Origin of the sequence: Draconibacterium sp. (assembly GCF_041583095.1) — a bacterium.
Classification (GTDB): domain Bacteria; phylum Bacteroidota; class Bacteroidia; order Bacteroidales; family Prolixibacteraceae; genus Draconibacterium.
The window spans coordinates 1-12330 of the sequence record NZ_JBFHGM010000147.1 but is presented as its reverse complement, the minus strand read 5'-3'; the positions used below and the strand labels follow the sequence as shown (position 1 = coordinate 12330).

10 protein-coding genes are annotated in these 12330 nt (G+C 38.1%); 2 read left to right on the top strand and 8 right to left on the bottom strand.

What is annotated here, in order from left to right:
- Positions 1-822: alpha-L-fucosidase (locus ABZB17_RS13965; protein ID WP_372650953.1), on the top strand; the 822-nt coding region annotated here is incomplete at its 5' end.
- Positions 823-1094: 272 nt separating this feature from the next.
- On the opposite strand, the gene ABZB17_RS13960 is transcribed toward ABZB17_RS13965, so the two are convergent.
- The 8 genes from ABZB17_RS13960 to ABZB17_RS13925 form a co-directional block, all read right to left on the bottom strand.
- Positions 1095-2900, bottom strand: a complete 1806-nt coding sequence (locus ABZB17_RS13960; protein WP_372650952.1) for an FAD-dependent oxidoreductase — start codon at positions 2898-2900, stop codon at positions 1095-1097.
- Complete coding sequence (locus tag ABZB17_RS13955) at positions 2893-3534, bottom strand: ferric reductase-like transmembrane domain-containing protein (protein ID WP_372650951.1); 642 nt, start codon at positions 3532-3534, stop codon at positions 2893-2895. Before ABZB17_RS13955 ends, ABZB17_RS13960 begins: the two co-directional genes overlap by 8 nt.
- Positions 3535-3598: 64 nt before the next feature.
- Complete coding sequence (locus ABZB17_RS13950; RefSeq protein ID WP_372650954.1) at positions 3599-3871, bottom strand: ferredoxin family protein; 273 nt, start codon at positions 3869-3871, stop codon at positions 3599-3601.
- Between the two features lie 114 nt (positions 3872-3985).
- Complete coding sequence (locus ABZB17_RS13945; protein ID WP_372650950.1) at positions 3986-5371, bottom strand: CotH kinase family protein; 1386 nt, start codon at positions 5369-5371, stop codon at positions 3986-3988.
- Positions 5372-5383: 12 nt separating this feature from the next.
- Positions 5384-6034 carry a DUF2490 domain-containing protein gene (locus ABZB17_RS13940; protein WP_372650949.1) on the bottom strand — a complete coding sequence of 217 codons (651 nt, stop codon included), beginning with the start codon at positions 6032-6034 and terminating at the stop codon, positions 5384-5386.
- A gap of 20 nt (positions 6035-6054) precedes the next feature.
- Positions 6055-6798: a DUF4956 domain-containing protein gene (locus ABZB17_RS13935; RefSeq protein WP_372650948.1), complete on the bottom strand. Its 744-nt coding sequence runs from the start codon at positions 6796-6798 to the stop codon at positions 6055-6057.
- A 10-nt stretch (positions 6799-6808) separates the two neighbouring features.
- The gene (locus ABZB17_RS13930; protein WP_319267093.1) at positions 6809-7573 is read right to left on the bottom strand and encodes a polyphosphate polymerase domain-containing protein; all 765 of its coding nucleotides are present in this window, start codon (positions 7571-7573) and stop codon (positions 6809-6811) included.
- Between the two features lie 196 nt (positions 7574-7769).
- Complete coding sequence (locus ABZB17_RS13925; protein ID WP_372650947.1) at positions 7770-8186, bottom strand: hypothetical protein; 417 nt, start codon at positions 8184-8186, stop codon at positions 7770-7772.
- Between the two features lie 656 nt (positions 8187-8842).
- On the opposite strand from ABZB17_RS13925, the gene ABZB17_RS13920 reads away from it, so the two are divergent.
- Positions 8843-12330: two-component regulator propeller domain-containing protein (locus tag ABZB17_RS13920; RefSeq protein ID WP_372650946.1), on the top strand; the 3488-nt coding region annotated here is incomplete at its 3' end.

The following is a 12330-nucleotide window of genomic DNA, read 5'->3' as shown; positions in this document are numbered from 1 at the left end:
CCAAAATCAGATTATGTGAAACTGATAGAAACCTGGAATCCTAAAAACTTTAATGCCAATAAAATTGCAAAGCTGGCGAAAAATGCTGGAATGAAATATTTGGTAATTACCACAAAACATCATGAAGGTTTTTGTTTGTGGGATTCCAAATATACCGAATACGACATTGCCAATTCACCTATGAAAGGACGCGATTTTATTCAGGAACTGGCCGATGCATGCGAAAGACAGGGCATTCGGTTTGGTACCTATTACAGTATTATCGACTGGAACCACCCATCGCACGATATTCCGGATGCAGAAGCTAAAGATGTTGAACGAAAACGCTGGCAAAATCCAAAATTGCATGAGGGTAAGAAAACGGAATATGTGCAATACATGAAAAATCAGATAAAAGAGCTGATTGAAAATTATGATACCGATATTTTATGGTTCGATGGCGATTGGACCGATTACTGGACACTGGAAGATGGTGATGACTTGTACCAATTTATCCGGGAATTAAAACCCGATATTATCATCAATAACCGTGTTTCGAAACGAAAAATATTTAAAAAAGATTTTGGGACACCCGAACAAAAACATCCGGGTGAATCACTTGACCATTACTGGGAAGCCTGTTATACCACAAATGGTTCGTGGGGATTTAAAATAAAAGATAACAACTGGAAAACGCCGCAAGTGGTTTACGATAAATTGAAAGATATAAATGGAAAAGGGGGAAACTTTCTGCTGAATGTAGGGCCCGACGGGAATGGTGAAGTGCCTAAAGCATCTGCTGATATTTTATTGGAAGTTGGTAGAATGTTAAAAAAGGAATAGTTCAAGGAGTGTAACTACAAAAAGTTTTTTCATTCAGGTGTTTTTGGTCTCGTTTTGAAAGCGAAAAATTCAGAAACCTAACTGATTTTTGTAAAGTATTAAAAATGAACGTTTAATTTAAAATATATTCAAGTGAAAAAGGTGTGTTTCATTTGGTTCGATATAAAATGGAGAGATAGTTGATTTATATGTATTTCTCCGGAAATAATAGGGAATACAATTTAAATTATTGGCATTATTCCGGTGAATTGGTATAATGCCAATAATTTAAATTATGTAGTAATTGCACTGCCATCGGGCCAGGAGCCAAAAGCCTGTTTTTCAAACTGCATGTTTCCATCCTCACCTTTGAAAATGTTTATCCATGCTTCCCAGTTTTCCTTATCAATAGCAGGATAGTCTAAACGGTAATGGCTACAACGGCTTTCGGTGCGCATCAGCGATGTCTTTAATTTCATCTCTGAACTAATAATCATATTTCGTGTTTCATGTGCCAGGCGTAATTCGTGCATGTCGGCTGCGCGTAACATTGGCATGTGGTGGTCGCGTAATTCCTCAACATAAGCTAAAGCGGCGCGCAACATACTTTCTTTTTTTATGTAGAGCACAAAGTTCGGGATCATTATTCCCTGTAAGGTTTGTGTTACCCAAGCCGGGCCATAACCTGCTTTTCGTTTTAAGGGTGCAAGTATCTGTTCCTGAATTTCCTCCTGTTTTGCTTCAGAAATCACGGGTCTTTCTTTTTCTTTTGAATAGGCTGCTGCGGCCTCTCCGGCAATAGCTCCCTGCACTGCCGAACCTGCCAGAGACGAACCAATTTGTGTATAAATGGCACCGGCCATGTACGATCCCAAAGCATCACCGGCAGCATAAAGACCGGGAATATTCGATTCGCATTTTTCGTTAACAGGTACCAATCCCTCTGATTTATGGATGGCCATTCCGGCAGAAGAACCACCAACCATATTTCCACCCATTCCCGGAGGGCCTCCACCTTCTCCGTCAGGGCCTCTGCCTTTACGTTTTTTCCCTTCCGTAGGAGGACCACCAGGTTTTTTCCCATCACCTTCTCCCGGAGGTGGTCCCTGGCGTTTTTCTTGAGCGCTGCCGATGAGTGTAGGACGATATGGACCACCCTCAATCATACTATTGCCAGTTCCCGGGCGCCCCATTGATACGGGCCCTCCTCCTGTCATATAGGCCTGGTAATTCATATCTACTCCCAAATCGTGGCGGATTCCAACTCCGGTAGTTCCGCATTTGCGGTCGAACATTCCGTGCCAACCATCGTAGCAGGCAGCAGGATTGGTGGCTGAGCCTCCATGACCGTCGTTCCATTCTTTTCCCGTAACCTTAGCACCAATGTTGTATGCCATAATTGTTCCGTCGTGGGTAAGGTCGCAGATCGGGAATCCATTGGGTTTAAAACCTCCCGCGCCTGTACATAAAATCACGCTCGGGGCTTTAAAAAAGTGTACTTTCTCCTCATCTGCACTAAAGCCCGCGGCCCCTGCAATTTTTCCGTTTTCTTTTACCAGGTGGGTGATGGTTACTCTTTCAATTAAAGGTATATTTCGTTTTTCTATGGGATTTGTGAATGCCTTATTGTACAAGGGTGATTCGAAAAATCCCCAATCGCGGAGTTCGTTTACACGTTCCTTTGAATGTTCAGCCACCTGGCGGGTATAAACCGGGTTGTTTGTGCCAATTGCTGAAGCTGAAACTTGCTGAACAAACTCATCAATACTCAGGTTTTCATTTTTTGGATCGTACTGAAAAATACCTTTTGCAAATGGTGTTTGTCCCGAAGAACCCAAACGACCTTTTGAAACCAGAACTACATTGGCTCCTGCATCATGAGCTTTTACGGCAGCAAAAAGTCCGGCCATGCCGCCTCCAATAACCAGTACGTCGGTTTCGTATTCTCTGTTGCTTAATTCTGTGCTATCCATTTTGGTAAAGTTCTCTGCCCAGCCCGAAAGTGCTGATGCTCCAAAAATAGCTGCTCCAGTCGCGCTTGCAGCGGTTCCTATAAAACGGCGACGCGAAATATTATTTGGTGTTTTTACTCTATTCATTTTTATGCTTTTTTGTTTTTGGAAAGAAATAGGTTTTTAAAAGAAGTAGCACTCCTGTGCCCGAAGCAATTAGAATAAATGTTGTCATTGGTTTATCTATATGGCGCCCGAGTTTTATTGCATGCCAGCTTGCTATTGCTATAAAAAGCATCGATAATATTCCATGAATTACCTGCCATGTATTATACGACAGCGGAATTATTTTTCGGAAAAGCGATGTTAACCCGAGGATTAGGATTAAGTTCCAGGCTACAATTCCTAAAATTATTCCTGGATTATTGAAAGTGGATAGCATTTGAATAAACCCGTCGATTGGGTCGATCCCTGCTTCGTAGTATCGAGGAAGCACTATTAGAAAAGGGTGAACCAAAAGTACAGTTACGAAAAAGTATCCAATATATCTGTGCCAGTTTACTATCCGGCTCATTTTATGTTCTTTGATTACAGTTCGGTTACTTCGTGCCAGAAAAAATTGCATCAGCATGAGTGAGAATGAAATCAGGGTGATAAGGGAAATGGTTTCTTTTAAATTGCTGCGCCTGGGAACATCTCCCAAAGCCCAAAAAAGTACCGGCAGACCAATAAAAATCAGTATGGCTGCAATACGGTTGTATGTTTTTATTTTGTTTTGCATGATTTTTGAGTTTTGATTGAAACGTCATTGTTGACGTTTCAGCATGACATATTAAAAAGCTTATCTACCCCCATGAGACAATTACGGGTATCGATTTTTCAGGAGTTATTGTTATTGCATCAACCGGACAGTACATCCGGCACAAATGGCAAATCTGGCAATCCGCCGGGTATTTAATCTCTGCTTTTTTTGTTTCCGGATTTAATCGGAATACATCGGTGGGGCAGGTAGCCACACAGGTTCCGCATCCTATACATCCGTTTATACTATTTATTGCCATATTTTGAGTTTTTAATTGGTACTTTCTAAATCTGGAATAAAGTTGAAGGTATTTAATATGCTTTGAAAAAATAATCTGCGAGTCCGGGAGTTTTAAAAACGAATCCGGAATTTTACCCGATTAATAAAAAAAGGAGACTGATGCCTCGTCTTTCCGAACGTGTAAGTAAAATTAATTCAAATAACTTTCAACCACATTATTTCTGGTTTGAGCATGGGTTTTTAATGTTTCAACGGCCGAATCGAACTGGCTGTCGGAACTTAAAAATGAATAACCCGATTCTTCGGCATAAACATATTCTTTTATCAAATCGTAGTAGGTTGAATACGTCGAAATCATTTCAGAAGGACTAAATACCTCATCGATAAATTGTTGCAAATACCCTTCATAAATTGCTTCGTATTCGGGCTGTGCAATAATGTATTTTATAAGTGGCCAACTACTGCTCACTTCGCTCATCGACAAACTTAAGGTTCCATACCTTTTACCTTCCTGGAAAGCTTCGTTATTATCCCACGGAATCCAGGTGAGTAAACTGTTAACCGGATTATTGTATAAATAATAGTTGTGGGTCATGTTTCCGTATGTATCCCAATTTTGAATGATGTTGTTGGCGGCCAGGTATTTTAAAAATGCATCTACATTAAACACGCTTTCGAGGTTGTTCTTCCAGGCTTCCACATCCGATGTGCGTAAGGAACTGTTTATGATATCGTACAAGGTACGTGCATCAGAATAATTTGCGGAGTCCTCATTGGTTTTTAATTCCAGTTCGCTTGTGTCGAATGTGCCACTTGCAAATGTGGCAGCACTTCCATCGGGTTTGTAAAGGTTGCCCGAACCATCGGTAAATTGAGTTTTAATTACCGAATCGTCAACTTCTTCAACAATGGTATAAAGTCCGTAATATTGAGGGCCACTACCGTAATCAACATAAACCACACAAAATGCAGTTTGTGATGATGCGAGTCCAAACTGGCGGAATACGTCGGCACCAACTTTTTCGCGCATTTGCGATAAATCGAGGTAGTTGTTTTTCAGGTTCAACTGTTTAAAACCATAAAAACGTTGGTTTTTTATGGCCGGATAGTCGTCTTCAAATTCATCGAAATCTAATTTAAATGACAGCTTTTTAATACCGGATTGATATGCTGATTGTAAACTTGAATTCCCTTTATAACGAATTCCAACGTGATACCACTCGGTGTTGTTAAACTTAAACGAGCAGGGTACAAACATTGGATCATCAAAGTCGATCGACTGTCCGGGGCGACCACTACTTGAACTTAAAATTGATGATAAGTTCGATTGCATCTCTGACCAGTCGTCGCTGTCGATGGTAATGTCGAAACGCAATACTTCGTTTTGATTAAAAACCACATCGTAATTCAGTTCCGCACTTTTACTGTGTGTCGCATCATCCCAGTCGGAATAATCGGCGATGTCAATAATCACTTCCTCTTCTTCCTCTTCGTTCTCAACGATTGATTCTTCATCGCGACAAGCGCAAAATAATAGTAGCAGAAGTGTCGTTGTTAATAGGCTTTTTATTTTCATTTTCTATCTGTGTTAAAATTTGATTTTGTATCCTAAGCTGATAATATGACGGTTTCTATATTCTGTGTTATAGTAGTCGAATTTGTAGCTAACTCCCAGGTAGTTCTTTTTGAACAGTTTATAATCTGCCCCAACGGCATATCTCGTTTTGTATAATCCGCTATCGTTGAGATCTTGAAACAGCTGAACCGAAACGTATGGATTAATTTTAAAGTTGGGTATGTCGTATTTTAGTTTTGCTTTGTAACGCAGAAAATTTTTGTCATCAACATCGTCATCGGAATAGTTGCTGTACGTTAATCGAAATGAAGGTTCAAAACGTCCATACTTTTTTTCAGCAGTAGCATTAAATGCATATCTGCCAAAATATTCGGTGTCCTTTTCATCCCGAACATTGCCTACTAGGCCATAAGATGCGCCCAATGTAAACAGTTTTGAGAGTTTGTATTCTAATTCGCTCTCCAGAAGGTATTTGTCAAGCGAAAAGTCATCTTCAAAACGTAACTCTGGAGTGATGGTAAACTTTAACTTTTTTACCGGTTTAAAGCTCAAATCAAGTTTTGTTCTGGTCTGAAATTCGTTTTCTGTTTCTTGTCCCGAAACATTTGATGTTGCTACAAAAAATGCTGCAATCATCAGGCTTATTACGAGTTTTGTGTTCATTTTAAATTATATTTCTGGTTTTATTTCTCTGAAGCTATTTTTTCGGTTGGCAGTGGCTGAGGAACTTCGTTTTTCCCATTCACATTAAAATAAAGGGTAATGTCGGCCACGTCTTTTAAAAAATCTATTTTCTGAATCTCGTAGCGTTTAATATTAATCCCGGTACGTTCCCTTAGATCGGCAAGAAGTGCCTCTTTGTTATCGTCGTGGATGTTTTCAATTTTTTCGTAAATCAATCGAATCGAACCTTCCTGTTTTAGCATCAATCGTTTTTCGAGTAGCCATAGTCCGCCAACTATTGCGGCGTTGGTGAAAATAAGTTCAACGTAACTTACTTTTTTGTTGGCCAGTGCATTAATTACAGAAATGCCGATAACAATAAATAAGTAGGTCATTTCTTTTATGGGAATGGCATCGGTTCGGTAGCGGATTATGCCAAAAATGGCAAATAAACCAAGGGCAAAACCTAATTCCAGTTTTACGCTATTTAGTAAGAAACTTAAAAGAAAAACAACAGTTCCTACCGAAAGAAAACTAAAATAGAAGTCTTTTCTCCGGCTGTTTTGTGCGTATATATAATGCACTACTAAAAAGCTTACAAATAGATTTAATGCCAAGCGAACCAAAAGCTCGGTAAAATCACCAACATTAATAATTTTAATACCTAAAAAACGTAATTGCTCTTCCCAGCTGCTTAGCTCGGCCAGTTCGGTAGAGCCAATGTTTCTAATGGTGTCGATTACTGTTCCTGTTTCGTGTAGCATGGTTTAAAATTTAAATGTTGAACAAACTGTTTGTGGAGTTGAGCGTTTTCTCAATCATCCTGATTTTGTGTTTAAAATTGTTGCGTTTTATGGTAGAGTCGGTAACAGTTCTGCCTATACAATATTTGCTGAATCCCGAGGTTTTTATGCGTTGGTTGCGCAGCGCCCTGGCAAGTGGCGATGCTGATGGCGAGCCTTCCGATTTAATTTCAACAATAACAAGCTTGTCGAGCGAAATTTGCTTGTTGTCGGTTTTAAATCCAAGGTTAAAATCGATGGTGCAGCGCTCTTTAAAATTTTTGTTTACCAGTGTAATTCGCGAAAAATTATTGATTAACGACGGCGACAAATCTTCAACCGAAAATGGTGTAAGTTCCTGCAAAAATGTTCCTTCGTTATCGCTAAAATTATTATTGGATTCGGTTGAAATTCGTCTTTTTATGGTGCGTCCTTTATTGTTTTTAAACTTTACTTCTAAAAAACTAATGCCGCTCGAAACATAACTGCGTCGCCTTATTTTATACCGGTTTAGTTTGCCGTTGTGATGTGCTGTAAACATGCGGCTTTTTTCTGTATCGTAATAAATGGTAGAGTAGGGCAGAGCAACTTCGTTTTTCATGGTAAGTATAAAATAATCGTCCTGAACTGCTTCGAGTAAACGGTGCAATTCACTTGCGTGAAACCAGTATTTTGTATCGGTTCGGTTCATCAACTTTACCTGTTCCATTTCTTCCAGTTTTATGGGAGCGAACAAGTCTGTTTCTCTGATTTTCATATTTATTAAAGTTTTATTGCGTTATTGTTGCAGAAGTATTAAATTCGTTGTTAAAATATTGATGTATAGTTTATTAAGAAAGCAAACTCGACGAATTGGGAGATTTTCCAAACGAATTGATTGAAATGTCAAACAAAAAAAATGGGAAGACTAAACACTGCCTTCCCATTTTATCTTAGGTCTAACTATGCTGCTTTTATTGCGGTCCGCCTCTGTGTTGTTTCTTTTCCTGTTTTTTTAAATAAGCAGCAAATTGCACTTGTTGTTCCTCGGTTAAAACTGCTTTTACTTTGTTTTCCATTCCTGTTTTTAAAGCTTCCATTTTACTTCTGTCGGGTCGGCCCGTACTTGTTGCCTTTTTTACATCGGCAAAATGTTCCTGGTAAATAGTCAACACTTGCTTTTCCTGTTTTTCGTTAAGCGAAATGTCTTCGGCAAGTTCTGCTACCATTTTCTTAATTTGTTTTGAGTTTGGAATTGGAGGAGGTCCTTGCTGTCCACTGGGGCTTTGTGCAAAAATTACATTTCCCGTTCCTATTAGAATAAGCATAATAATTATGCTGACGGTAGAAACTAAATTAATTCTGTTTTCTTGTTTTTCTGTTGTTCTCATTTTGCAAATTTTTATTGTTATTTAATAAGTAGTTTATTTTGAACAGGTAAGCGTTTGTATTCATCGCTGTGGATAATTCAACCGGTCATACAAGTTCGTTATGTAATTATTCTCGATTCAAAGAAATAGGACGCGGAAATGAAATGGAAAGAAAATCTATGGATTGGAAAATTTTATCGACAGTTTCGAAAAATGTGATGTAAGTTTTAACTTAAAAAGGAAGATCTGGAACTTTTAGGATTTGTTCTCTAAATCCGATTTGCTACTTTTGGTGCAACTATCAACCATTGTCAGCTTTAAAGAATAGTGAAAATACATGTTTGCAGACGAGCCTTATACCAGAAAACAGCTATTCCCTCAAAACTTGATTTATAAGTGCTTATACATGTATTTATGCCAATATACACAACTAGCTTTAAAGTGAGTATTTTGTGCATATGTAATTGGGCTTTTGGTGTATACATAAAACAATAGCAAACTACATTACTATCGCTTTAGTTTTTAGTATTGATAAACATTTTGACTAATAAATTTATTTGAAGTGCAAACCTTTGAAACTTGATCTAATGTGGAGAAAATGGCTAATAATAACCTTGATTCTATTTTCCGGGAGCTTAAACTTATGTGCCCAAAATCTTCTGTCTTTCACTGAAATATTGACAAGAGAAGGTGAAGAAAACCTGAGTGTACGCCAAATTATTCAGGATAATAATGGTTTCTTGTGGTTAGCCACATTCAATGGTTTATACCGTTATAAAGGCGACGATTATATTATTCAACATGAATTTAAGAATAAGCTTGAAATAAATTCGGATGTAACATCGATTGTGCAGGATCAGCAAAATAATATCTGGATTGGAACGAATAATGGACTATTAAAATATAATTTAATTACCGAGGATATTGTTACTTATCTTCACTATGAAACTGATTCTTTATCGCTTAGCGACGATAAAATCAGGTGTTTGGAAGTGGATGCACACGGACAACTTTGGATAGGGACACGAGAGGGTGGGATTAATTTGTACAACGATGCAAACAATAGTTTTATAAGAATAACAGTTGGTGACGATGCGTTTAATTCACCAATGTATATTAAAAGTATTCTGAGTGCTAGTGATGGTAAGATGTGGATTGGGACCTGGCAAAATGGGCTATATTGCCTCTCTGTTGATGGATTCAATGCAGGGGTTCTAAAAAACTATAGGAAAGAATCGCCCGGAGATTTTTTAAGTCATAATTACGTGTACTGTTTGTATGAAGATAAAGATGGAAAAATAGTGGCTGGTACCCGCAATGGATTAAATGTTATTGAGCCAGAATCAGGTGAGATCAAGTCGTATTTTGTTGCTTCAGGTTTCTCGGGCGGAGAGATGAGTAATATTTTTCGTTCTGTAAACAGAATTAGTAATGGTAAGTTGTGGATAGGTACTTGGGCTGGCTTGATTATGTGTAATCATTTTACGGATATAGAAACCGGTAACTTTGATTTGATGTTACACGATCGTAAAAATGCACATTCAATCTCGCACGATCAGATAATGGACGTGTTTGAGGATAAATCGGGTAGCGTATGGATTGGAACTGAGAATGGCCTGAACCATTATGATCCATACCAAAATCAGTTTCAACTGCTTGGAGATAAGGTGATTGATGATTTAACTGAGCAAACAGCAACCTGTTTTTGTCCATACAAGGATGGGATGTTAATTTTAACACGTTCTAATGGAGTGATATTTAAGAACGATAAAGGAGCGAACTACTTCCCAACCAAGAAAGGATTTTCACAGTTTGGCGAGAAATTATATTCCTTACTTATTGATGCAAAAAATAATGTATGGGTAGGCACCTATAGTGGTTTACTCATTAAAATGGATGGTTGCACCAAGCGCTTTAGTACCTATAAGCATTCGGAGAATGAAATCCCCATTTATGCCCTTGCCGAATCGGAAGATGGTAATATTCTGGTTGGAACCAATGGTGAAGGATTGAAATATTTTGATCCGAATAGCCAAAGGTTTACAACGCACAGTGGTTTATCCGGGAGTGTTAGTATCAATGATATTTTTTTTGATAAAAATAGAAATTTATGGATAGCAGCCGAGCTTGGAATATTCAGACGGAAAGCGGGAGATTATTTCTTCGAATTTTATCTTCCTGATAACGTAAACGAGATACTAAATCCAAACATCTTTATCAACATCGCTCAATCCATCGATGGTAAAGTATTTGCAGCCGGACGAAATGGCCTGTATGAATATAAGCCTGTATTAAATGCCTTTGAACGAATTGAATTTGTTAATGCAGATAATTTGTGGGTTACAAATATTCAGTTCGATATGGATAAGAACATGTGGTTAAACCTAAACTTTAACCGCATTGCAAAATGGAAGCAGGGGAGTGACCAACTCGATTTTTTTAATATAGACAACGGTATTAGAAGTAGTCAGTATAACCGGCGTGGTTTTTTTATTGATAAACAAAATAGGCTTTATTTAAGTGGATTCGATCATATCTACCAATTTAACACTGCTGATCCGGTCGTAAATATGTATTCCCCGGCGCCTGTTTTTACATCGCTTACTATAAATAATACCGATGTTCATGTGGGAACAAAGATTAATAATCAGGAGATTCTAATCCAAAATATTAATAGTTCAAAAGCCCTTAAATTAAATCATCTTAATAAAGATTTTACCCTGGCATTTACATCAACTTCCTACATCGATAAAACAGATAATCGTTTTCGGTATATGCTTCACGGATACGATAAGGAATGGCATGTTGGAACTCAACATACGGCACACTATACCAATCTTTCGCCGGGGAAATATACTTTCGAGGTTTTTGCCGCCAATAACGATGGCTTGTGGAGCAACGAATCGTCTGTACTTTCAATACAGATTAAGCCGTCTCCTCTATTAAGTGTTTGGGCTATTATGTTGTATATAATTATTTCGATTCTCACCTTTTATCAAATTCGTAAAACAATTCTTGCCAGAATGCGCTTAAAGCAGGAGTTGCTAATTGAACGAGTTAAACGCGATAAAGAAGATAAGTTTCACCAGGAGCGTTTGCAGTTTTATACCAATATTTCGCACGAGTTGCGAACACCCTTAACTTTAATAATGGGGCCTATCAAACAACTTATCGATGAAGAAAAAGAAGATGAAAATAAAATAAGACTACAGCAGTTTGTATTGAATAATGCACAGCGCCTGCTATCGTTGGTAAACCAATTGCTCGATTTCAGGAAATCGGTTTACCAGGGAATGAAGTTAAAGGTAACATACCTCAATATTGTTGAGGTGTTAGAATCGAACATTGAGGCCTTTGAGTTTATGGCCCATGAAAAGCTGATTAAAACCGAATTTAACACGCAGAACGTATGTATTCATGGGTGGTTCGATCTGGAAAAACTCGATATTATTCTTTTCAATATTTTATCGAATGCCTACAAGTATACTCCGGGGCAAGGAATTGTAAATATCGATTTGAAAGTTGCCGGAGCAAACTCACTTTGTAAATTTGAACATGTTGAGCTAAAGATTTCGAACACCGGAAAAGGTATTGAAAAAGACTCCCAGAATAAGGTTTTCGAACGCTTTTATCAGGGCAGTAATAATGCCGAATCGGCAAATACCGGAACCGGAATCGGACTTTCTCTGGTGAAAAATCTTGTCGAACTTAATCATGGAGTCATAACGCTGGAGAGTGAGCCCGGAAAGTCAACCACTTTTTCTGTTTTGTTGCCTCTTAACAAAAGCGAGTTTTCTGACGATGAAATATTCGACTTTAAACGCGATGCCAACAGAAGAACACGAGAGCTGATTAAATATACTAAACCTGCCGATCCTAAAATTTTATCTGAAAAAGAGAATGAGAATAAAAAGCAAATTGTTGTTATAGAAGATAATTACGAGTTACGCGAGTTTTTATACGGATTTTTATCGGAAGATTACGAAGTGTTTACAGTAAAAAACGGAATTGAAGGATTGAAGATATGTGAAGAAAAGAATCCTGATCTTGTTATCTCCGATATAATGATGGATAAAATGGATGGTTTGCAGTTTTGTAAAAAATTGAAAGCTACACCAGAAATTAGTCATATTCCGGTTATTCTAATGACTGCTCTTGCCTCGGT

What these genes read in the sequence shown, in the direction of transcription:
- ABZB17_RS13935 (WP_372650948.1), bottom strand. Translation starts at nt 6,798, where the DNA reads ATGCTACACGAAACAGGAACAGTAATCGACACCATTAGAAACATTGGC.
- ABZB17_RS13945 (WP_372650950.1), bottom strand. Translation starts at nt 5,371, where the DNA reads ATGAAAATAAAAAGCCTATTAACAACGACACTTCTGCTACTATTATTT.
- ABZB17_RS13925 (WP_372650947.1), bottom strand. Translation starts at nt 8,186, where the DNA reads ATGAGAACAACAGAAAAACAAGAAAACAGAATTAATTTAGTTTCTACC.
- ABZB17_RS13940 (WP_372650949.1), bottom strand. Translation starts at nt 6,034, where the DNA reads ATGAACACAAAACTCGTAATAAGCCTGATGATTGCAGCATTTTTTGTA.
- ABZB17_RS13955 (WP_372650951.1), bottom strand. Translation starts at nt 3,534, where the DNA reads ATGCAAAACAAAATAAAAACATACAACCGTATTGCAGCCATACTGATT.
- ABZB17_RS13930 (WP_319267093.1), bottom strand. Translation starts at nt 7,573, where the DNA reads ATGAAAATCAGAGAAACAGACTTGTTCGCTCCCATAAAACTGGAAGAA.
- ABZB17_RS13960 (WP_372650952.1), bottom strand. Translation starts at nt 2,900, where the DNA reads ATGAATAGAGTAAAAACACCAAATAATATTTCGCGTCGCCGTTTTATA.